The following is a 21,471-nucleotide window of genomic DNA, read 5'->3' as shown; positions in this document are numbered from 1 at the left end:
TTTTCGTAATCCAGGAGAGAACCCATGGCCCGCGTCAAGCGCGGCGTGACCAGTCACGCAAAGCACAAGAAAGTCCTCAAGGCCGCCCGTGGCTATTACGGCCGGCGCAAGAATACGATCCGGATCGCCAAGCAGGCGGTCGAGAAGGGCATGCAGTATGCCTACCGTGATCGTAAGAACAAGAAGCGCACGTTCCGCGCTCTCTGGATCCAGCGCCTCAACGCCGCTGTCCGCGAGCACGGCCTGACCTATTCGCGCTTCATCAACGGTCTCGCGAAGTCCGGCATCGAGGTGGACCGCAAGGCTCTGTCCGAGCTCGCCATTCACGAGCCGGCCAGCTTCGCGGTCGTCGTGGAGAAGGCCAAGGCCGCTCTTCCGGACCTCGCCAAGGCTGCCTGATTCGTGAAGGCTGCCTGAGGCGCGTTCACACGCCCTCTCATTCGTCGATGCGAAAGGCGCGGGCCGAGAGGTGCCGCGCCTTCGTCTTTTGCAAAGGATCGTCGGCAGGCGCGCTTGCATTGGCGGCGCTTACCCGCAAAACCGCTCGCGGGGGCCGCACACGATCCGAAGGCCAGATGCCAACCGGTGGTTTGAACCGATGACCGATCTCGAAACCCTCGAAGGCGATCTGCTCGGACAGGTCGGGAGCGCATCCGACGAGGCCTCCCTCGACGCCGTGCGCGTCGCTGCGCTCGGCAAGAAGGGCTCGATCTCCGACCTGTTGAAGACCCTCGGCAGCATGACGCCGGAGGAGCGCAAGGAGCGCGGTCCGCTCATCAACGGCCTGCGCGACAGGGTGCAGGGCGCCATCGCCACGCGGCGCGAGGCGCTCACAGAGGCCGCCCTCGAAGCCCGCCTCGCGGCGGAGCGGATCGACGTCACCCTGCCGGTGCGTGAGGCGCCGGAAGCGCGTGGGCGCATCCATCCGATCAGCCAGGTCATGGACGAGATCACCGCGATCTTCGCCGATATGGGCTTCTCGGTGGCCGAAGGCCCGGACATCGAGACCGACGACTACAACTTCACCGCTCTCAACTTCCCGCCCGGCCATCCGGCGCGCGAGATGCACGACACCTTCTTCCTGGCGCCCGACCGCAACGGCCAGCGCAAGGTGCTGCGCACCCATACGTCGCCGGTCCAGATCCGCACCATGCGGTCCCAGGAGCCGCCGATCCGCGTGATCTGCCCCGGCCGTACCTACCGGCACGATTCCGACCAGACCCATACGCCGATGTTCCATCAGGTGGAGGGGCTGGTGATCGACAAGAGCGCCACCATCGCCAACCTGAAATGGGTGCTGGAGGAGTTCTGCCGCACCTTCTTCGAGGTCGATGCGGTGAAGATGCGCTTCCGGCCGTCCTTCTTCCCCTTCACCGAGCCGTCGGCCGAGGTCGATATCCAGTGTTCGCGCAAAGGCGGCGAGATCCGCTTCGGTGAGGGCACCGACTGGCTCGAAATCCTCGGCTGCGGCATGGTCCATCCGAACGTGCTCAGGAATTGCGGCTACGACCCGGACTTCGTCCAAGGCTTCGCCTTCGGCATGGGCATCGACCGGATCGCCATGCTGAAATACGGCACGCCCGACCTGCGCCCGTTCTTCGAGGCGGATGTGCGCTGGCTGGAGCATTACGGCTTCCGCCCGCTCGATATCCCGAGCCTGGTGGCCGGGCTGACGAGTTAGGATGCCGAGGGAGGGATCGTGCATGACCGAGCAGGAGATCCGACAGGTCGCCAACGAGGTGCTGCGGGAAACGCTCGGACCACACGGGTTCGAGAGCGCCGATGTTCGTCCGGCTCCCGACTTCGACGGTGAGCCCTCGCTTCATGTGACGGCGCATTTCAGGCCGAAGGCAGGGGTGACCAGCGGAGACGCTTCGACCAGGGCTCTGTCGGCTCTACGGAAACGGCTGCTCGATAAGGGGGAGGAGCGATTTCCGTACATCCGCTACGATTATCCGGATGACGAAGTGCTCGGCGACGACCCATCGGAACCAATGCCGGACCGGCATTGATGCCGAGGCTCGGAAATCCACTCGTCTACGATCTCCTGGAAACATCCCGCACGCTCGCGGACACGCGCGGCCGGGTGAACCTGCGCAAAGCGGCGATGCGCCGGGCGGTCAGCGGGGCCTACTATTCTGTCTTTCACGCTCTCTGCTTCATTTGCGCGAGTGAATTGATCGGGTGGACCCAGGAGAACGACATCGTCGAACCGATCTACCGCCTGCTCGATCATGGAACGGCAAAGAAGCGTCTCAACAGCCGGGATGCGAACCTGATCGGACCGACCGTTACCGATATCGGCAATAACTTCCTGAGTTTGCAGGAAGCTCGAAACGCCGCCGACTATTCGCCGCCTACTCTGAAGGTTCGTCATGACGAGACGTTGCGCTACATCGAGCTTGCGGAACAGACCGTGACGTTGATCGAATCTCTCACGACGCTCGACCGCAAGAAGCTTGCGGTTCTCCTGATCGCCAGAACCCGGCCCCTCTGAGCCGAAGAGACGAACTCATGAAATTCACCCTCTCCTGGCTCAAGGAGCACCTCGACACCGATTCGTCTCTGGAGAATATCTCCGAGACGCTGACGCGGATCGGCCTCGAAGTCGAAGGCATCGAAGACAAGGCGGCGGCGCTCGCGCCTTTTGTCGTCGCCCATGTGCTCACGGCCGAACAGCACCCCAATGCCGACCGTTTGCGTGTCTGCACCGTGGATGCCGGTGACGGGCAGCCCGTGCAGGTCGTCTGCGGAGCGCCGAATGCGCGCGCCGGGATGAAGACGGTGTTCGCGCCCCCCGGCACCTACGTGCCCGGTCTCGACAAGACCTTGGCGGTCGGCAACATCCGGGGCGTCGAGAGCCTCGGCATGCTGTGCTCGGGCGCCGAACTCGGCCTCGGCGATGAGTCCAGCGGCATCCTCGATCTGCCGGCGGACGCCCCGACCGGCCAGGCCTACGCGCTCTATGCCGGGCTCGACGATCCGGTCATCGAGATCAACCTCACCCCGAACCGCCCGGATTGTACCTCGATCCACGGCATCGCCCGCGATCTCTCGGCTGCCGGCATCGGCGTCTTGAAGCGCGAGCCGATGCCGCCTGTGCGTGGCGAGGGCGAGTGCCCCGTGCCGGTCGCCCTCGATTTCGAGCCCGCGGACAAGGGATTGTGCCCCTATTTCGCCCTGCGCCTCGTGCGCGGCGTGAAGAACGGCCCCTCCCCCGACTGGATGCAGGCCCGCCTGCGCGCCATCGGCCTTCGCCCGATCAACGCTCTCGTCGACATCACCAACTACCTCACCTTCGATCGCGGACGCCCGCTCCACGTTTTCGACGCGGCCAAGGTGAAGGGCGCTCTCACGGTCCGTCGCGCCCGCGACGGCGAGAGCCTGAAGGCGCTCGACGGCAAGACCTATGCGCTCGATGACGGCATCGTCGTCATCGCCGACGAGAACGGCCCCGAATCCATCGGCGGCATCATCGGCGGCGAGGCCTCCGGCTGCGACGACGCCACCGTGGACGTCATCATCGAATCCGCCCTGTGGGACCCGGTGAACATCGCCCAGAGCGGCCGGCGCCTCGGCATCATCACCGATGCCCGCTACCGCTTCGAGCGCGGCGTCGACCCCGTTTTCGCCCTGCCGGGGCTCGACCTCGCCACCCGCATGGTCGTCGAGATCTGCGGCGGCACGGCGAGCGAGGCGGTGATCGCCGGTGACTTGCCCGAGACGGAACGCGTCATCGATTTTCCCTGGACCGAGACCCGCCGGCTCGCCGGGATCGAGCTGTCCCGCGCCGAGATGAAGGTGACGTTGGAGACCCTCGGGTTCCACGTGGCCGGCTCGGGCGACCGGGTGAAGGTTCTCACCCCGTCCTGGCGCTCGGATGTGGAAGGCAAGGCCGATCTCGTGGAGGAGATCATCCGCATCGCCGGCCTCGACCGGATTGAGCCGAAGCCGCTGACGCGCGGCGATGCCGCCATCGCCAAGGCGACGCTGACGCCCCTGCAGAAGCGCACGCGCCTCGCCAAGCGGGCGCTGGCCACGCGCGGCCTCGTGGAGGCGGTGACGTGGTCGTTCATCCCGCATGACGACGCCGTCCTGTTCGGCGGCGGCAAGGCGGATCTGGCGCTGGCCAACCCCATCGCCGCCGATCTCTCGGACATGCGCCCGAGCCTCGTTCCGGGCCTGCTCCGGGCGGCCCAGCGCAACGCCGACCGCGGCTATGGCGACGTCGCCCTGTTCGAGGTCGGGCAATGCTTCGAGACCGACCAGCCCGAGGGCCAGTCGATCCGCGCCACGGCCATTCGCCGGGGAACGGCACGCCACGACGGCGCCGGCCGCCATTGGTCGGGGGCCGCCGCCACCGTCGATGCATTCGAGGCCAAGGCCGACGCGCTGGCGCTCCTCACCGCCCTCGGCGTACCGACCGGCGGTCTCCAGCTCGTGGCGGGTGGCCCCGCTTGGCTTCATCCCGGACGCTCCGGCACGATGCAGTTCGGGCCGAAGAACCAGATCGGCTATTTCGGCGAGATCCATCCCCGGGTGATGAAAGCTCTGGACCTGAAGGGCACGCTCGTGGCCTTCGAAATCACGCTGGATACGATCCCCCTGCCGAAATACCGCCCCACCAAGGTGAAGCCTGCGCTGGCCCTCTCCGACTTCCAGGCGATCTCGCGCGACTTCGCCTTCGTCGTCGGGCGCGACGTTGCGGCGGGCGACGTGGTGAAGGCGGCGCAAGCTGCCGAGCGCAAGCTCATCGCGGGAATCGACGTCTTCGACATCTACGAGGGGACGGGCATTCCCGAGGGCGCGAAATCCGTCGCCATCGCGGTGAGGCTCCAACCGGTGGAGCGGACCCTGACCGATGCGGAGATCGAGGCCGTGACGGCCAAGATCGTGGCCGAGGTCGCCCGCAAGACCGGCGCGACTTTGAGAGGCTGAGGCCGGCTCTCGGAACCTCAGACAAGGAAGCCGATCACATGGCGAACCAGGAACTGATCGACGTCTTGTCGGCCGCCAAGCATCTGCCGAAGGAGGCGATGCTTCAGGCCCTGGCGAGCCCGGCCGACATCGCCGAACCGGTCCTCGCCGTTCTCGCTTTGGCGGCAGACGGCAAGGAGCTCGACGAGGCGCAGGGCAACCTGCTGTTCTGGGGAGTACACATCCTGGCGGCGGTCGGCGAGACGCGGGCCTTCACTCCGCTTCTCACCATCCTGCGGCGTGAGGATTCAGACGGGCTCGACGCCCTCCTCGGCGACGCGCTGACCACCACCATGGCGAAGGTGCTCACCAGCCTGTTCGACGGCGACGTCGCGCCGATGCATGCGCTGCTGCTCGATTCGACAGTGGATGGCTTTGCCCGCAACGAGGTCTTCGCCGCCCTTGCCTACCTGACCCAGACCGGACGGATCGACCGGACCCAGACCCACGATCTCCTCGTCCGCTTCGACGACAAGCGCGCCGCCGTCGAGGGCGACGTCGCCTGGGTCGGCTGGGAGGAGACCATCGCGCTCCTCGGCTACGCGGATCTCGCCCTGCGGAGCACGGCCGCCAGGGCCGACGGCCGCCTGAGCGACGAGTTCAGCGATGCAGGGTGGTTTCACACCACCTTGCGCCGGGCGACCGCGAAGCCCAACGACATGCAGCGGTTCGACGGACAGCACTACGGCACGTTCGACGACCCGATCGGGGCCTTGGCCTGGACCGCCGAGGGGGCGGGCCTTCCAATCCGCAATCCGGTGAAGATCGGCCGGAACGATCCCTGCCCGTGCGGAAGCGGGAAGAAGTACAAGAAGTGCTGCCTCAACGCCGCCTGACGAAGAGCCAGGATCGGCCCGGACCGTAAAGATCCGGCGCTTCCAGACGCACGGACGCGACAGCATTCGCCAACGGCGGTACGATGAGCGAACCCGCGTTCATCTTTGCCGGAGCAGCGCCATGTCCCTCGTGATCCCCGTCATCCTCGGTTCCGTCCGCAGCGAACGCCAGGGCTTGCGCGCGGCGCGCTTCCTCGTGGCGCGCCTGCGGGAACGCGGCATCGAGGCTCCGCTGGTGGACCCGGCCGAGTTGAAGCTGCCGCTCCTCGACAAGATGTACAAGGAATATCCCAAGGGCGAGGCGCCTCCGGTGCTCGAGGACCTCGCCACGCTCTACCGCCGGTCGGATGCGTTCGTGGTCGTCTCGGCCGAGTACAACCATTCGATCCCGCCGGCCCTCTCGAACACGCTGGATCACTTCCTCGAAGAGTATTTCTGGCGGCCCTCGGCCATCGTGTGTTACTCGGCCGGCCAATATGGCGGCGTCCGCGCGGCGATGCAGCTCCGGGCTATGATGGCCGAGCTCGGTGCACCGAGCATCGCGTCGCTGCTGCCGATCCCTCGCATCCACAAGGTGCTCGACGAAGAGGGCGTGCCGCAGGAGGAATGGCTGGGCAAGGCCGCCAAGCGGTTCCTCGACGAGCTGGTCTGGCACGCCGAGGCCCTCAAGGCGCAGCGCGCCAAGGGCACGCCCTACTGATTGGGGTCTGTTCGATCGCATGTCTCGTCGGATGCTGATGCCAGGGTCGATCATCCCAGCAGACGCTTCATCCCGAGGTGCCCGCGTCAGCGGGCTTTGAGGGGGTCCTCCAGTTGGCGCGGTGTCCTGAAGCCTCCTGCGAGGCCGCTACGCGGCACCTCAGGATGAGGTAGAGCGTTGGAAAAGCGACTCAAACGGGCTCTGACGGTGGTGCTCCGTGCCGGGGATCCGCCGATGCGTGGCCCGGCGCGGGTTTTGCGCGTTGACCATCCATGATGCCGGAGGCCGCAGCAAAGATGACGATTCTTCAGACCCTTCTCGCCAGTCTCGTGAAGGCGGCACTGATCTCCGACGACGCGGCGAGTCTTCGCTGGCGTGACGAGGCGAGGCGCGCCCATGCCGTGCTCGCCTCGGACCCGTCGGCGGTGGCGGGGTTGAAGATCGACGGGATCTGGACCTTGGCCGTCCGCGAGGCGGAGGCCCCCGATTTTCGCGCCTCGGAGACCCGGGTCTCGTTCACGCTGCCGGTCGCCTGCCCGTTCAGCCTCGCCGACATCACCGATCCGGGTTTCGACATCGATGCCGGGGTGGAGCGGATCGTCGGTTCCGCGTCCACCGGTTGATGAACATCGGAAGAACATTGCCCCCGGCCTCGCGCGGTCCCATGTTAACGGATGTGGAAAGGCCCGAGCCTGAGGCTTTTCGACCTCTCGCCGCGAAGACATGAGCGGCGGGTTAGACGAGTTCGAGCCCAGAGACATTTGGCCAGACGCATCAATCCCAACCCCGGGCAGAGCGCCCTTCCCTCCCGCGAGCAGATTCTCGCCTTCATCGCGCAGGCGACCGAGAAGGTCGGCAAGCGCGAGATCGCCGCGGCGTTCAACATCAAGGGTGCCGATCGCATCGGCTTGAAGCGAATCCTCAAGGAGATCGAGGAGGAAGGGGAGATCGAGCGCGGACGCGCCGGGCTGGTGCCGCCCGGCCGGCTGCCGCCGGTGACGCTGGCCGATATCAAGTCGCGCGATCGCGATGGCGATTTCTTCGCCGTTCCGGTGGAATGGGACCATGCGAAGGGCCCCCCGCCGAAGATTCTGGTCTCCTCACCCCGCAGCGGCAAGAAGCCGGGTCGCGCAGCCCCCGGTATCGGGGACCGCGCCCTTCTGCGCGTCGAACTCATTCCCGGCGAGAGCGGGCGCTATTCCGGCCGTGTCATCAAGGTGATCGGCAAGAACAAGGCGGAGGTGATCGGCGTCTACCGCTCCGGCCCCGATGGCGGTCGCATCGTGCCCGTTGAGAAGCGGGCGCAGGGCCGCGAGATCGCGATCCCGGCCGGCGAGGAAGGCGAGGCGCGGGACGGCGACCTCGTCAGCGTCAGCCTCGTCAGCGAGAGCCGGTTCGGCCTGCCGCGTGGGCGCGTCACCGAACGCCTCGGGTCGCTCGGCTCGGAGCGTGCCGTGAGCCTCATCGCCCTGCATCTCCACCACATCCCTCACGTCTTCGCCGCCGACACATTGGCCGAGGCCGACGCGGTGGAGCCGGTGGGGATGAAGGGCCGTGAAGATTGGCGCGCCGAGCCGCTCCTGACCATCGACCCGCCCGATGCCAAGGACCATGACGACGCCGTGATGGCGGTGCCGGACCCGGACGAGGCCAATCAGGGCGGCTTCGTCGTCACCGTCGCCATCGCCGATGTGGCCGCCTATGTCCGCCCCGGCTCGGCGCTGGACCGCGAGGCGCTGTTGCGCGGCAACTCAGTCTATTTCCCGGACCGCGTCGTGCCGATGCTGCCGGAGCGCATCTCCAACGATCTTTGCTCGCTGAGGGAAAAGGAGGATCGGCCCGCCATCGCGGTGCGCATGGTGATCGGCCCCGACGGCGTGAAGAAGCGCCACAGCTTCCACCGGGTGATGATGCGCTCGCGCGCCAAGCTGTCCTACGCCCAGGCGCAGGCGGCCATCGACGGATTCACCGACGAGACGACCGCGCCGCTGCTAGAACCGATCCTGCGCTCGCTCTGGGCCGCCTACGCGGCCCTGACGGCGGCGCGCGAGGCACGCGGCCCCCTCGCCCTCGACCTGCCGGAGCGAAAGGTGCTGCTGACGCCGGACGGGGCCGTGGACCGGGTGGTGGTGCCGGCCCGTCTCGACGCGCACCGGCTCATCGAGGAGTTCATGATCCAGGCCAACGTGGCCGCCGCCGAGACCCTGGAACAGGCCAAGCAGCCGCTGATCTACCGCGTCCATGACGAGCCGGCCCTGGAGAAGATGCGCGCGCTCGGCGAGGTTCTGGCCTCCATCGGCATCAAGATCCCCAAGGAAGGTGCCCTGCGCCCTGCCCTGTTCAACCGCATCCTCGGCTCCGTGGCCGAGACCGAGCACGCGATCTTCATCAACGAGGTCGTGCTGCGCTCGCAGGCCCAGGCCGTCTATGCAGCGCAGAATCTCGGGCATTTCGGCCTGAATCTCAGGCGCTACGCCCATTTCACCTCGCCGATCCGGCGCTATGCCGATCTCATCGTCCACCGGGCGCTGATCGCCGCATGCCGGCTGGGGTCGGACGGCTTGTCCTCAGACGTGACGGTGGGCGCCCTCGACCAGATCGGTGAGCAGATCTCGGCCGCCGAGCGTCGCGCCATGGCGGCCGAGCGCGAGACCATCGACCGGCTCATCGCGCATCATCTCGCCGACCGGGTCGGTGCTACCTTCACCGGCCAGATCTCGGGCGTCACCCGCGCCGGGCTCTTCATCAAGCTCGACGAGACCGGTGCCGACGGCTTCGTGCCGATCTCCACCATCGGCAACGATTTCTACCACCACGACGAGGCGCGGCATGCCCTGGTCGGCTCGCGCAGCGGCGAGACCCATCGCCTCGGCGACCGGGTGGAGGTAAGGCTGGTGGAGGCGGCGGCCGTCGCCGGAGCGCTCCGCTTCGAATTGCTCTCCGAAGGCCAGACGAGGCCGGGAGCCGGAGGGACGAGAACTCCGCGCTCGCCAAGCTTCCACAAGGCCGGCCCGCCCGGCAGGCCGGCCGGCATCCGCAACACCGGGTCGCGCCACCGCGGGTCGCGCCGCTAGGGCGGCTGGTGTAGGATCGGGCCTCGTCGGAACTGGTCTTCCCAGCCCCAACCTCGGCGATGAGGTTGCGGCGTTGGACATCCGAAGCGGAAGGTAGATCGCCATGACCGAGAGCGTCGAGACCCTGCCCGGAGAGCGTGTCGGCCTCGTCAAGTCGATGGCGCGCGGCTTCCTGTGCCGCTGCCCGCATTGCGGCGAGGGCAAGCTATTCGGAAAGTTCCTGAAGGTCCGTCCTTCCTGCGACGCGTGCGGGCTCGAATTCCACCACCACCGCGCCGACGACCTTCCGCCCTACGTGGTGATCTTCATCATCGGCCATATCGTCGGTTATTTCATTCTCGAACTCGAGACGAATTACGACGTACCATTGTGGTTTCAGCTCTCGTTCTGGCCGATCGTGACCCTCGGATCGGCGCTTGCCCTGCTGCAGCCGGTGAAGGGCGCGGTGGTCGGATTGCAGTACGCCCTTGGCATGGGAGGCTTTGCCACGCTACCGACGGGGACAAGCGTGGCAATTGCGCGATCCGAGGAGGTTCAGCTTGGACCAAGCGACAATCCTACCCCCGGCCTCGGCCGCCTCTGAGCCTCGACGGCGCCCGGCCACCCTACGGCCGCGCAACGCGGCCACCCTCATCATCATCGACCGCACGGCGCGCCAGCCCAAATTCCTGATGGGTAAGCGCCATGACGGCCTCGCCTTCATGCCCGGCAAGTTCGTCTTCCCCGGCGGGAGGATCGAGCCCGGAGACCGGCGCATGAGCGTCGCCGGAGCGCTGTCGACGCGCGCGGAAGATGCCCTGGCCAAGCGCGTGCCGCGCGCCTCGCATTCCCTCGGGCGGGCGCTCGCACTGGCGGCGATCCGCGAGACCTCCGAGGAGACCGGACTTTTCCTGGGCACCAAGGAATACGGACCGCCCGACACCGCGCCGGAGGGAAGCTGGTCGGCCTTCAAGGAGTTCGGAATCCTGCCGGACCTCGAATCGCTCCACCTGGTGGCGCGCGCGATTACGCCCCCCGGCCGACCGCGCCGGTTCGACACCCGCTTCTTCACCATCGACCGGAAAGCCGTGGCGGCGGAGCAGCTGGGGATCGTCACGCCGACATCCGAACTGGTGGAGCTCGCCTGGGTGAGTTTCGCCGAAGCGCGCAACCTCGACCTGCCGCGGATCACCCGCGTCGTCCTCGACGAATTGGAGCTGCAGATCGCCGGCGGGTTCGCGCCTTACCTGCCGATCCCGTTCTTCTACGAGCGCAGCGGCAAGCATGTCAGGGAGGTTCTGTAGGCGCCTGCAGGAACCGTATCCGCTCACATTCAGTTGATCAAACGATGATGTAGCTGGAGTATGACGATGCTGAAAGGCGGATTGTTGTGGTTGATCGGTATCCCATTGCCGATCATTTTGCTGATCTACTTCTTCACGTCCTGGCTGCACTGAGCGGAACTGAAACGGGACGTGCCGCCGAGGCCGATGAGCCGGCTCATCGGCGGGCATGACATGAAAAAGCCCTCTCCCCCGACCGGCTACGGGCTACACAGGTTTTGCTCTGTCTGAGCGATGAGGGCTCCGGTGAGGGCTGCGGTGAAGCTTGCCCAGCCGCGTGCCATGATCTTGGGTCCTGGCGGCTTGCCGTAGCAGTTCCAGCCTCCGAAGCGGGCCACGATCCAACTCAGCCAGGCCAGGGACCCGGCCCGGTGAGGGTTGCGCTGGCGCGCCGTCGCCCGCTCCCGGCTCTGTCCCAGGGCCGCCACCACCGGGCGCGTGCTCGCGTCGAGCACGTCGCTCATCGGCCGCATTCCGCCATCGCGGGCGTCCACCAGCTGCAGGATCCGCACCGCCGCCCCCAGCGCCAGCACACTGAGCCGGAACAGTTTCGAGGGCACCCGCATCTGCGTCGCCTCCAGTTGCAGGCCGTCGTTCTTGAGGGCGCGGAACACCTCTTCGATGCGCCAGCGCAGACGGTAGAGGCGCACCACCTCCGCGGCCTGCGCCGCCGTCTCCACCGGCAGCGTCGTCAGCAGATGCCAACACAGTCCGCCCGCGGCGGGCCCCCCAACCTCGTCCACCCGCACCAGCCCCAGCGTCAGAGCGGCCGGCGCTCCGGGCCCGGTACTGCGGGGGCGCGGCAGGCCCACCCGGCCCGCGCGCAGCGTCACCTGTGCCGTGCGCGCCGCCCGGCCGGGCGTGGCCGGGATGGGCACGGCCTCCCGCGCCAGCACCGGCCAGTCCTGCGACACCGCCAGCATCCGTCCGCCCTCGACCAGCACCCGGTCGTGGCGTGCCCGAACCAGCAGGGCGCTGCCCGGCACCGCGCGCCCGGCGTGATCGGCAAAGTGCTCGTAGAGATCCGCCTCCTGATCGGCCACCGAGACCACCTGCTCGGCCACCCCCGCCAGCGCCGTGTCCGCCGCCTGCGTCCCGACCAGCCAGCGCCGGCTCTCCTTCTCGCTCACGCCCCGGTTCCAGCGCAGCGCCACCGGCGCCGCCCCGCGCGTCCAGACCTGCGCATCGACGAGGCCGAGCACGGCCTCGTCCTGCGCATCCACCGCCACCACCGGATGCAGGAAGAAGCCCGGATGCCGGCCATCGCCGCCCGGCCCCAGACCGTGCCGCCCGCCTGCCTCGCCAAAGCTCACCGCCGTCGTGTCCTGCACCGCCACCACACGCCGTCCCCGGCATGCCGCCACCGCCCGCTCGCGCAGGGCCGACAGGACCGTGGGAACGCTGCTCTGAGGCGAGGCCAGGTAGCGGTGTGCCGCGGCCGTGCCGGCATGATCGCCCCCCACCACGCTCAGCACCACACTCCCGGTCTCCACGATCCGCTCGAACAACCACGACCCCCGCGCCTGCGTCAACGCGTTCCCGCCTCCGAAACCCGACATGCGCTCCTCCTCATCCAGGGGAAAAAGCGACAACGCTCAAAAGGACGCTCAGGCAAAACCTGTGTAGCCCGTAGCCACAAGGGGGAGAGGGCTTTTTCGTTAGTAGATACGAGCGCCAGCTACTCGGCGGCGTCGAGGCGCGGGCGGACGATTTCGGCGCGTTCGCGCTTCACCAGTTCGGCCGTGAGGAACGCGACTTCCAACGCCTGCTCCGCATTGAGGCGGGGATCGCAATAGGTGTGGTAGCGATCCTGCAGGTCGTCGGCCGTCAGCGCGCGGGCGCCGCCGGTGCATTCCGTCACGTTCTTGCCGGTCATCTCGAGATGGATACCGCCGGCGACGGTCTGCTCCGCCCGGTGGACGCCGAAAAAGCCTTCGATCTCCGTCATTACTCGCTCGAACGGACGCGTCTTGTAACGTCCGGCCGCGATGGTGTTGCCGTGCATCGGGTCGCAGACCCACACGACCTTGCGGCCCTCACGCTCCACCGTGCGGATCAGCCCGGGCAGATGCTCGCCGACCTTGTCCGCGCCGAAGCGGCAGATCAGGGTCAAGCGGCCGGCTTCGTTCTCCGGGTTGAGCTGGTCGATCAGCTTGATCAGCCCTTCCGAGGTCATCGACGGCCCGCATTTCAGTCCGATCGGGTTCTTGATCCCGCGCGCATACTCGATATGCGCATGGTCGGCCTGGCGGGTGCGGTCGCCGACCCAAAGCATGTGGCCCGACGTGGCGTACCAGTCGCCGCTGGTGGAATCGACGCGGGTCAGCGCTTCCTCGTAGCCGAGGAGGAGCGCCTCGTGGCTCGTGAAGAAATCCGTGGTGCGGACTTCCTGATGCGTCTCGGGGTTGATGCCGATGGCGCGCATGAAGTCGAGGGCATCGCTCATCCGCTCCGCCACGTCCTGGTAGCGTGAGGATTGCGGGCTGTCCTTGACGAAGCCGAGCATCCAGCGATGCGCGTTCTCGAGGTTGGCATAGCCGCCGGTGGCGAAGGCGCGCAGCAGGTTGAGCGTCGCCGCCGACTGGCGGTACGCCTCCAACTGCCGGCGCGGATCGGGGATGCGCGCCTCCTCGGTGAAGGTGATGCCGTTGACGATGTCGCCGCGGTAGCTCGGCAGGCTCACGCCATCCATCGTCTCGGTGGGCGAGGAGCGCGGCTTGGCGAACTGCCCGGCGATACGCCCGACCTTCACCACCGGCGAGCCGCCCGCGAAGGTGAGCACCAGCGCCATCTGCAGGAAGACGCGGAAGAAATCGCGGATGTTGTCAGCCGAATGCTCGTCGAAGCTCTCGGCGCAATCGCCGCCCTGGAGCAGGAAGGCTTCGCCGGTGGAGACGCGGGCGAGCGCCGATTTCAGCTTGCGCGCCTCACCTGCAAAAACGAGGGGCGGAAAGCTGGCGAGCTGGGTCTCGACCGTCTGGAGCGCAGCGGCATCCGGATAGGCCGGTACCTGCTGGATCGGCAGGTTGCGCCAGGATGTCGGCGTCCAACCGGTCTTCGATGTCCAACGCTCGCCCATGATGATCTCCCGTCCACCTCTCGGCCGGCTTCACGAAAGGGGAATCCCTCGCGAAGAGCGGGGCTTATAGAGCGGTTCTCGTAGAGAAGCGAGGGATACGCACCGGCCGGTTCCGCCGGTCGCGAGAGTGTCCCGCCCGATAAGGCCAAGGTCGACCCAGGAGATGGAGATTGGCCGTCGTCGACTCAAGACGCCGCGTGCTCCGCGGGATGCCCGGAGAGGAGGTTGCTACTCGCCCTCCCCGTCCTCCACGGCGATGCCGTGCTCCGACAGAATCCAGAAGATTGCTTCGAGATCCTCGGCCGTCACGTCACGCGGAGGCAGGGCCTCCTCCAGATCCTCGTAGGTCAGGCGGCGCGCACGCTGCGCTTCGGCCTTGGCGAGAAGACGGTCCACCGTCTCGCGCATATCCTCCGGCAGGGCATCGTGGCTCGGCAGGCGACGCTCGACGTCCGGAAACAGCGCCTGTTCCAGCATTCGGTCGATGATCGCCTGGCGCCGGTCATGCGCGTCGTCGTTCTGTGCCATGTCCCGTTATGGAGCGCGGAAGCCGCTCGAAACAAGTGAGCGTTATATCACCGACCTCCAGGCGCCGGAGGACGCGGCGACCTCAACCCTGGAGGGTCGAGGCCGAGCGGGCGATGGTCACGGGGATCGCCTTGGCGGCCGGCGTCTTCGATTGCTCGTCATGGTGCCAGAGCGGGATGAGCGGGTTGAGCTCCGGGTAGTAGCCCGCACAATTCCCCCGCGGGATGTTGTAGGCGACGATGCGAAGTCCCTTCACCGAACGGACTCTATCGTCGGCGACCGTCGTCACATCGACGATCTGGGCATCGGCGAAGCCGAGCCGGGCGATATCGGCGGCATTCATGAACAGCACCATCCGGGTGCCCTTCACGCCGCGGAACCGGTCGTCGTAGCCGTAGACGGTGGTGTTGAACTGGTCGTTCGAGCGCAACGTGATGAGGTCGAGGGCCTCGGCGCTCCGCAGCGGCATGTCGGGATCGGCCTCGATCCCCTCGGGAACCGTGAAATTGGCCTTGCCGGTCTCCGTCTCCCAGCGGCGTTCGCGGGCGGCCAGGGGCTTGTGGATGCCGCCCGGCTCGAACATCCGGCCTTCGAGATTGTGGAACACCGAGGGGTAGGTCGCCTCCATGGCCCCGCGAATGCGGGAATAATCACCGACCCATGCGTCCCAGGGAACGTTTGGATTCGGCTCCAGGGTCGCCTTGGCGATCTCGGCGACGATCCACGGCTCGGAGCGGACCTGTTCGCTTACCGGATTGGTCTTGCCCCGCGAGCCATGGAAGCACGAGGTCGAGCTCTCCATCGAGACCGCCTGCGGACCGCTCGCCTGGGTGTCGATCTCGATCCGGCCGAGACAGGGCAGGATATAGGCGACCTCGCCGTTGATGAGGTGCGAGCGGTTGAGCTTGGTCGAGATCTGCACGGTGAGGCGCATGCTCGGCCACGCCTCTTCCATCTGCACCGTCTCGGGCACGGCGCGGACGAAGTTGCCGCCGAGGCTGACGAAGGCCTTCACATCCCCGGAGACGATGCCCTCGCAGGCCTCCACCGTGTTGAGGCCCTTCTCGCGCGGCGGCTCGAAACCGTATTGCTCCTTCAGCATGTCCAGCGGCGCGAGTTCCGGCTTCTCGGTGATCCCCACCGTGCGTTGGCCCTGAACGTTGGAATGGCCCCGAACCGGAGAGGGCCCGGCGCCTTTCCGCCCGATATTCCCGCGCAGGAGGAGGAGATTCACGAGCATTTGCACGGATTCCGTGCCCTTGCGATGCTGGGTCAATCCCATGCCGTAGACGCCGATGACGGCACGCGCGCGGGCATAGACGGTGGCCGCCGCCTCGATGGCAGCGCGGGTGAGACCCGACCGGCCTTCGAGGGCCGCCCAATCCTGTGACTCGCAATAGGCCGTGAAGGCGTCGAACCCATGGGTGTGTTCGTCGATGAAGCTCCGGTCGAGGATGCCGGGGCGCCCGACCTTCAGCGCCTCCCGGTTGGCTGCGATAAGCGCCTTGCACATCCCGGTGATCGCCGCGAGATCGCCGCCGGCCTTGACCTGATGGTACTGGGTCGAGATCTCGGTGGCGTGGCCTGTCGCCATTTCCACCACCGACTGGGGGTTGGTGAATCGCTCCAATCCGCGCTCGCGCAGCGGGTTGAAGGTGATGATCGGAACCCGGCGTTTGCGGGCCTCCTGCAACTGGTGCAGCATCCGGGGCGCGTTCGAGCCAACATTCTGGCCGAAGAACAGGATCAGGTCGGTCGTCTCGAAATCGTCCAGCACCACCGTCCCGACGGGGACGCCGATCGCTGCCTTCAGCCCGACGGAGGTCGGCTCGTGGCACATGTTGGACGAGTCGGGCAGGTTGTTGTTGCCGTACATCCGGGCGAAGAGCCCGTAGATGTAGGACGTCTCCAGCGAGGCGCGGCCCGACGTGTAGAACACCACCGATTTCGGATCGAGGGCGCGCAATTCCCGGCCGATCGCCGCCGTCGCCTCGTTCCAGGAGACCGGCACGTAACGATCGCTCGCCGGGTCGTAGCGCATCGGATGCGTGAGCCGGCCCTGCTCCTCCAGGGCGTAATCCGTCCAGCTGCGGAGTTCCGTCACCGTGTGCTTGGCGAAGAAGTCGGGTCCGCAGCGCTTGGCGGTCTGCTCCCAGGCCGTCGCCTTCGCGCCGTTCTCGCAATATTCGAACGTCAGCGGCTTGGCGGGCTTGGCCCAGGCGCAGGACACGCACATGAAGCCGTCCGGCTTGTTCTGCTTCATCAGCAGCGCCGCGCCGGAGACGGGAATCTCTTCCCGCAGAAGAATTTCGGTGAGAGATTGCGCCGAGCCCCAGCCGCCGGCCGGCCCGTCATAGGCCTCGATCTTCGGCTCCGCCATCTTGTCGGTCATTCGCTGGGCCTTTGCCGATGAATCGGTTCAGAGCCCAACGGCGGCGCCGAGTGCGTGTTCCGGGGTGCGGCTCTAACCCACTCCTTCCGGCCGCTTGGTCACGGCGGGCACCCGCATGGTGACGAGTTCCTCGCCCGCCGTGGGATGGACCGCGATGGTCCTGTCGAAATCGGCCTTCGTCGCTCCCATCGTCACCGCGATGGCGACGGCCTGGATGATCTCCCCGGCATCGTGGCCGACGATATGGACGCCGAGCACCCGGTCGCTGGCGCAGTCCACGATGATCTTCATCAGGACACGCTCGGCGCTGCCGGACAGCGTCGCCTTCATCGGGCGGAAGCTCGACTTGTAGACATCGATAGTCTCGAACCGCTCGCGCGCCTGCTCCTCGGTGAGGCCGACGGTGCCGATCTCGGGCGTCGAGAACACGGCGGTGGCGATGAGTTCGTGGTTCACCGCCCACGGCCTGCCGCCGAATACGGTGTCGGCGAAGGCATGGCCCTCGCGGATGGCGATGGGCGTCAGGGCGGCGCGGTTGGTGACGTCGCCCACCGCGTAGATCGAAGGCACGCTTGTCTGCGAGAAGGCGTCCACCGGGATCGCACCGCTCTCGTCGGTCTCGATCCCCACGGCCTCCAGGCCGAGGCCGGTGACCGCCGGCCTGCGCCCGGTGGCGACGAGAACCTGATCGACCTCGAGGACGCTGCCGTCGCCGAGAGTCGCGGCAATGCCGCCCTCACCCCGTTCGAGGCGCTCCACCGTCTGGTTGAGCCGAAGATCCAGGCGCTTCTCATAGGCGAGGCCGAGGGCGTCGCGGACCTCATCGTCGAACCCGCGTAGCAGGCGGTCGCCCCGGTGCAGCAGGGTCGTGCGCGAGCCGAGATGCGCGAAGACGCTGGCGAACTCGACCGCGATATAGCCACCTCCGATGACCAGGATCCGCTTCGGCAGGGTCTTGAGTTCGAAGACCTCGTTGGAGGTGATGCCGAGATCGCCGCCGGGAATGACCGGCACCTTCACCGGATACGCGCCCACCGCCACGAGGATGTACTTCGCGCGCACGCGGCGACCCGAGGCGACGAGGCGGATCGTATGCGCGTCCTCAATGACGGCCCGTTCGGGGATGATCGTGACGTTCATCCGTTCGAGGTTGGTGTCGTAGATCGATTCGAGGCGCGAGACCTCGGCGTCCCGGCGCGCTTTCAGCACGCTCCAATCGAAATGCGGCTCACTCACCGACCAGCCGAAACCGGCCGCGTCCTCGAACTCGTCGGCGAAGCGCCCGGCATAGACCATCAGCTTCTTCGGGACGCAGCCGCGGATCACGCAGGTGCCGCCGATCCGGTACTCTTCGGCGAGACTGACCCTGGCGCCGTAGCCGGCGGCGATGCGTGCTGCGCGCACACCCCCCGAGCCACCACCGATGACGAACAGATCGACATCGAATTCGTCGGTCATGGCAGGCTCCTCACAGCGACGGATGCAGGTTCGGCGATCCTGGCGGAACGCGGGGCTGGTTCTGTCCGCTCTATCGCAGGAACACGATGCCCGTCATCGCCGCGCGTCGAAATTCAACGCTTCCGCTTCGGTTCGTCACTGAGGGCACGGATCGGGCCGGTCGAGATCGGCGATCCAGAGACCGGCGACAGCTTCGGGCCGAGCAAGCGAAGGTGCTGTCGTAATTTCATGGAACAATAATCTAGCCAACGAAATGGAACAGGTGCGGGAGAGGGCGAATAGAAAAATCAATTTCCCTTCGAGATAAAGCCACGCTTCGAGATGATGCGTTGCGACATCTCGACGGAACGCTTTCGCTTCCTTCCGGATTGAATAGGTCCGATCGAGGGAGAATAACATGCGACATCAGCTGGCTACACTCGCGTTTGTGGCACTTCTAGGCTCGGGCACGGCCTATGCTCAGACCACCGTGACCGGCAAGCCCGCCACGGATGCCGAGACCAGCGCCAAGTCTGGCGGCCAAGAATCCGTGACGCGCCCGAACACCGACAAGCCCGATGCGAAGAACCCCGCCACCACCCAGGCGGCTACCAACGCCAAGCTGGAAGAAGGCGCGAACAGCTTCACCGAGGGCCAGACCCGGAGCCGCCTCGAACAGGCCGGCTACAAGGACGTCAAGGAACTCAAGAAGGACGACAAGGGCATCTGGCGCGGGGCGGCAACGCTCAACGGGAAGCCTGTCACCGTCGGCGTCGACTTCAAGGGCAACGTCGCTGCTCAGTAGCGACATCTCGGACGTCGCAGACTTGTCGATACATTGAGAGGAACGATCCCATGGCAAACCAGACCATTACCGCACTCTACGATTCCTATAACGATGCCAGCAAGGCCGTCGCCAAGCTCGAAGCCTCGGGCATCAGCCACAGCGACATCAGCATCGTCAGCAGCAACGAGAACGACCGGCATGCCGGACGTGTAGCGACCGGCGATCATACCCGCACCGACACCGCCGAGACGGCATCGACCGGTGCCGGGACGGGCGCCGGCGTCGGTACGCTCCTCGGCGGCGCGGCCGGCCTCCTGACGGGCCTCGGCCTGCTGGCGATCCCCGGTGTCGGTCCCGTCGTGGCCGCCGGTTGGCTCGTGACGACGCTCGCCGGTGCCGGCATCGGTGCCGCGGCCGGCGGTCTCGTCGGCGGCCTGACCGGCGCCGGTCTGAGCGAGGCCGATGCGCATACCTACAGCGAAGGCGTGCGTCGCGGCGGTACCCTCGTGACCGTCAAGGCCGACGATGCCCGCGCGTCGCTGGTGATGGACGTTCTCGAGGAGCACGGCTCGGTGAACGTGACCGAGCGCGCAGAGGGTTGGAAGGCCGAAGGCTGGACCGCGCCGAGCGCCACGCCGTCCGAGGCCACCACGGTCCCGGGCAACCGTACCGGCGTGCGCTCCTACCCCACCGCCTCGCTCTAACCGAGACGACCCATCCACGAACGGAAAAAGCCGCCCCGAAAGGGCGGCTTTTTCATGCCGTCTCGAAGGGGAGACGAAGCTTACTTGATCTTGGTTTCTTTGAAGTCGACATGCTTGCGCACGACGGGGTCGTACTTCTTCATGGACAGCTTTTCGGTCTGCGTCCGGGAGTTCTTCTTCGTAACGTAGAAGTAGCCCGTATCGGCGGTCGAGATGAGCTTGATCTTGACGGTGACGGCCTTGGCCATGGCGCGGTGCTCCTGAAGGTGGCGGCATTCCGCTTGAGCGAAACGCAAAATGGCCGGCACGGACCGGCTGAATTCCGCGCGGTCATTGCCTCATCGGGCTCACTTCGTCAAGGCCGAGGCGGTTTTCCGAAGCCGCCACAGGACGAGGCCGGCATAGGCGACGAGCACGCCGCACATGGCATGGGCGAAGCCCTGAGGGGGCATCAGGTCCATGCCGCCGCCAATGATCGGAGGCCCCACCATCAGGCCGACATTGTAGAAAATCAGGAAGGCGGCATTCGCGCCGGCGAGTTCGGCCCCGCGCACGCTGGCCCCAAGATGGGCCAGGCCGACCGTGTAGAGCGTGCCGGTCAGGCCGCCCCAGATCAGCAGCAGGATGGCGAGCCAGAAAGGGGATGCCGACGCCGCCGGGATCAAGGCCGCGCCGATGGCGCCACCCAGGGCCGAGGCGAGGAGGAGGCGGCGACGGTCGAACCTATCGGCCAGGAGGCCGAAGGGGATCTGGAACAGGACGTGGCCGAGAGCGAGCATACTGACGAGCCCGGCGGCGCTCTCCGCATCGAGCCCGATCCGCAGGCCGTAGAGCGGTAGGATGGCGAATCCCCCGGTCTCGACGGCACCGTAGACGAGGGCCGCGAAGATGGCGGCGGGGGCCAGCCGGACATAGCCGAGCACACCGCGACTACCGGACCCTTCGATCTCGGGGGAGAGACCGCGCGCCAGAGCGATGGGCACGGTGCCGAGCAGGAACAGGGCGGCGCCCGCACAATACGGCGCGTAGCCCTGTGTGCCGATGAGGACGAGGAGCGTCGGACCCACCGCGAAGCCGAGGGCCAGGACCGTCGCGTAGATGCCCATGACGAGGCCGCGCCGGGCCGGGGGCGCGACCTCGTTGATCCAGAACTCGGACAGGACGAAGAGCACGCCCAGCGTCGCCGAAAAGACGAAGCGGAGGGGGAACCACCAACGGATATCGTGGAGCAGCTTGAACCCGATGAGGGAGGCCGCGCCGATGAAGATCGCGAGAATGAGAAGCCGTACGACGCCGATCCGGGCGGCCAGACGCGGCACGAACGGCACGGTGACGATGCTGGCGAGACCCGCCAGGGCCGTATTGATGCCGATGACCGTGCTCGACACGCCCATGCGCTCCATCTCGAGGGAGAGGAGCGGGATCGACAGGCTTAGGCCGATGCCGACCACCGCGACACAGGTGATCGCGGCGCTCATCGCCGCCACATGAGCGCGATCGAGAGTGTCCGAGGCGGGGCGGTCGAGCATGATCGTGGGGCGTTCCGGGGGAGGCGCGAGCGGGCGCACCGAACGGTGAGGCTCTACGCCATCATCCGCCTTCGACGGAACCTGCCGGACGGCTGGGCTGGCCTGC

At 66.9% G+C, this 21,471-nt stretch carries 20 protein-coding genes; 13 read left to right on the top strand and 7 right to left on the bottom strand.

The window, feature by feature from the left end:
* Window positions 1–24: 24 nt before the first annotated feature.
* The 11 genes from rplT (at window position 25) to ASF32_RS15920 (ending at window position 10,870) form a co-directional block, all read left to right on the top strand.
* Window positions 25–399, top strand: a complete 375-nt coding sequence (gene rplT / locus ASF32_RS15970; RefSeq protein ID WP_018044556.1) for a 50S ribosomal protein L20 — start codon at window positions 25–27, stop codon at window positions 397–399.
* A 199-nt stretch (window positions 400–598) separates the two neighbouring features.
* Entirely contained in the window at window positions 599–1,681 is a 1,083-nt protein-coding gene (gene pheS / locus ASF32_RS15965; RefSeq protein WP_056430288.1) for a phenylalanine--tRNA ligase subunit alpha, read from the top strand.
* Between the two features lie 22 nt (window positions 1,682–1,703).
* Entirely contained in the window at window positions 1,704–2,012 is a 309-nt protein-coding gene (locus ASF32_RS15960; protein ID WP_056146206.1) for a hypothetical protein, read from the top strand.
* Window positions 2,012–2,497 carry a hypothetical protein gene (locus ASF32_RS15955; protein ID WP_056430285.1) on the top strand — a complete coding sequence of 162 codons (486 nt, stop codon included), beginning with the start codon at window positions 2,012–2,014 and terminating at the stop codon, window positions 2,495–2,497. Before ASF32_RS15960 ends, ASF32_RS15955 begins: the two co-directional genes overlap by 1 nt.
* Before the next feature lie 17 nt (window positions 2,498–2,514).
* Window positions 2,515–4,938, top strand: coding sequence for a phenylalanine--tRNA ligase subunit beta (pheT, locus tag ASF32_RS15950; RefSeq protein WP_056430283.1), 2,424 nt, complete (start codon window positions 2,515–2,517; stop codon window positions 4,936–4,938).
* A 38-nt stretch (window positions 4,939–4,976) separates the two neighbouring features.
* Window positions 4,977–5,813 (top strand): DUF1186 domain-containing protein, encoded by an 837-nt coding sequence (locus ASF32_RS15945; RefSeq protein ID WP_056430280.1) that lies wholly within the window; start codon window positions 4,977–4,979, stop codon window positions 5,811–5,813.
* 121 nt (window positions 5,814–5,934) lie between these two features.
* Window positions 5,935–6,513, top strand: a complete 579-nt coding sequence (locus ASF32_RS15940) for an NADPH-dependent FMN reductase (RefSeq protein ID WP_056430277.1) — start codon at window positions 5,935–5,937, stop codon at window positions 6,511–6,513.
* A 296-nt stretch (window positions 6,514–6,809) separates the two neighbouring features.
* Window positions 6,810–7,136 (top strand): hypothetical protein, encoded by a 327-nt coding sequence (locus ASF32_RS15935; protein ID WP_056430572.1) that lies wholly within the window; start codon window positions 6,810–6,812, stop codon window positions 7,134–7,136.
* Window positions 7,137–7,274: 138 nt separating this feature from the next.
* The gene (gene rnr / locus ASF32_RS15930; protein ID WP_056430274.1) at window positions 7,275–9,587 is read left to right on the top strand and encodes a ribonuclease R; all 2,313 of its coding nucleotides are present in this window, start codon (window positions 7,275–7,277) and stop codon (window positions 9,585–9,587) included.
* 103 nt (window positions 9,588–9,690) lie between these two features.
* The gene (locus ASF32_RS15925; protein WP_056430270.1) at window positions 9,691–10,170 is read left to right on the top strand and encodes a DUF983 domain-containing protein; all 480 of its coding nucleotides are present in this window, start codon (window positions 9,691–9,693) and stop codon (window positions 10,168–10,170) included.
* Window positions 10,127–10,870 (top strand): NUDIX hydrolase, encoded by a 744-nt coding sequence (locus ASF32_RS15920; protein ID WP_056430267.1) that lies wholly within the window; start codon window positions 10,127–10,129, stop codon window positions 10,868–10,870. The genes ASF32_RS15925 and ASF32_RS15920 overlap by 44 nt, the downstream gene beginning before the upstream one ends.
* Window positions 10,871–11,109: 239 nt before the next feature.
* Here the strand turns inward: ASF32_RS15920 and ASF32_RS15915 are convergent, their stop codons facing one another.
* The 5 genes from ASF32_RS15915 to gor all read right to left on the bottom strand — a co-directional run bounded on the left by ASF32_RS15915 (window position 11,110) and on the right by gor (window position 18,366).
* Window positions 11,110–12,468, bottom strand: a complete 1,359-nt coding sequence (locus ASF32_RS15915; RefSeq protein WP_056430264.1) for an IS4 family transposase — start codon at window positions 12,466–12,468, stop codon at window positions 11,110–11,112.
* Between the two features lie 119 nt (window positions 12,469–12,587).
* Entirely contained in the window at window positions 12,588–13,988 is a 1,401-nt protein-coding gene (locus tag ASF32_RS15910) for a 3-deoxy-7-phosphoheptulonate synthase class II (protein ID WP_056430263.1), read from the bottom strand.
* Window positions 13,989–14,216: 228 nt separating this feature from the next.
* Window positions 14,217–14,516 carry an RNA polymerase sigma factor region1.1 domain-containing protein gene (locus tag ASF32_RS15905; RefSeq protein ID WP_056430260.1) on the bottom strand — a complete coding sequence of 100 codons (300 nt, stop codon included), beginning with the start codon at window positions 14,514–14,516 and terminating at the stop codon, window positions 14,217–14,219.
* 82 nt (window positions 14,517–14,598) lie between these two features.
* Complete coding sequence (locus tag ASF32_RS15900; RefSeq protein WP_056430569.1) at window positions 14,599–16,896, bottom strand: FdhF/YdeP family oxidoreductase; 2,298 nt, start codon at window positions 16,894–16,896, stop codon at window positions 14,599–14,601.
* An 84-nt stretch (window positions 16,897–16,980) separates the two neighbouring features.
* Window positions 16,981–18,366: a glutathione-disulfide reductase gene (gene gor, locus ASF32_RS15895; RefSeq protein ID WP_056430257.1), complete on the bottom strand. Its 1,386-nt coding sequence runs from the start codon at window positions 18,364–18,366 to the stop codon at window positions 16,981–16,983.
* A 397-nt stretch (window positions 18,367–18,763) separates the two neighbouring features.
* Here gor and ASF32_RS15890 point away from each other — a divergent pair, with 397 nt between their 5' ends.
* Both ASF32_RS15890 and ASF32_RS15885 read left to right on the top strand, forming a co-directional pair.
* On the top strand, window positions 18,764–19,150 hold the full coding sequence (locus tag ASF32_RS15890; RefSeq protein WP_056430254.1) for a hypothetical protein: 387 nt from the start codon (window positions 18,764–18,766) through the stop codon (window positions 19,148–19,150).
* Window positions 19,151–19,200: 50 nt separating this feature from the next.
* Window positions 19,201–19,836 (top strand): general stress protein, encoded by a 636-nt coding sequence (locus tag ASF32_RS15885; protein ID WP_056430249.1) that lies wholly within the window; start codon window positions 19,201–19,203, stop codon window positions 19,834–19,836.
* An 80-nt stretch (window positions 19,837–19,916) separates the two neighbouring features.
* Here ASF32_RS15885 and rpmG read toward each other — a convergent pair whose 3' ends face one another.
* Both rpmG and ASF32_RS15875 read right to left on the bottom strand, forming a co-directional pair.
* Window positions 19,917–20,084, bottom strand: coding sequence for a 50S ribosomal protein L33 (gene rpmG / locus ASF32_RS15880; RefSeq protein ID WP_056255359.1), 168 nt, complete (start codon window positions 20,082–20,084; stop codon window positions 19,917–19,919).
* A 99-nt stretch (window positions 20,085–20,183) separates the two neighbouring features.
* A complete protein-coding gene (locus ASF32_RS15875; protein WP_056430246.1) occupies window positions 20,184–21,365 on the bottom strand; it encodes an MFS transporter in 1,182 nt (393 codons plus the stop codon).
* Window positions 21,366–21,471 lie beyond the last annotated feature (106 nt).

This window comes from Methylobacterium sp. Leaf91, assembly GCF_001422815.1.
Taxonomy (GTDB): Bacteria; Pseudomonadota; Alphaproteobacteria; order Rhizobiales; family Beijerinckiaceae; genus Methylobacterium.
The sequence above is the reverse complement of the archived record's forward strand: the minus strand, read 5'-3'. Positions and strand labels throughout refer to the sequence as shown.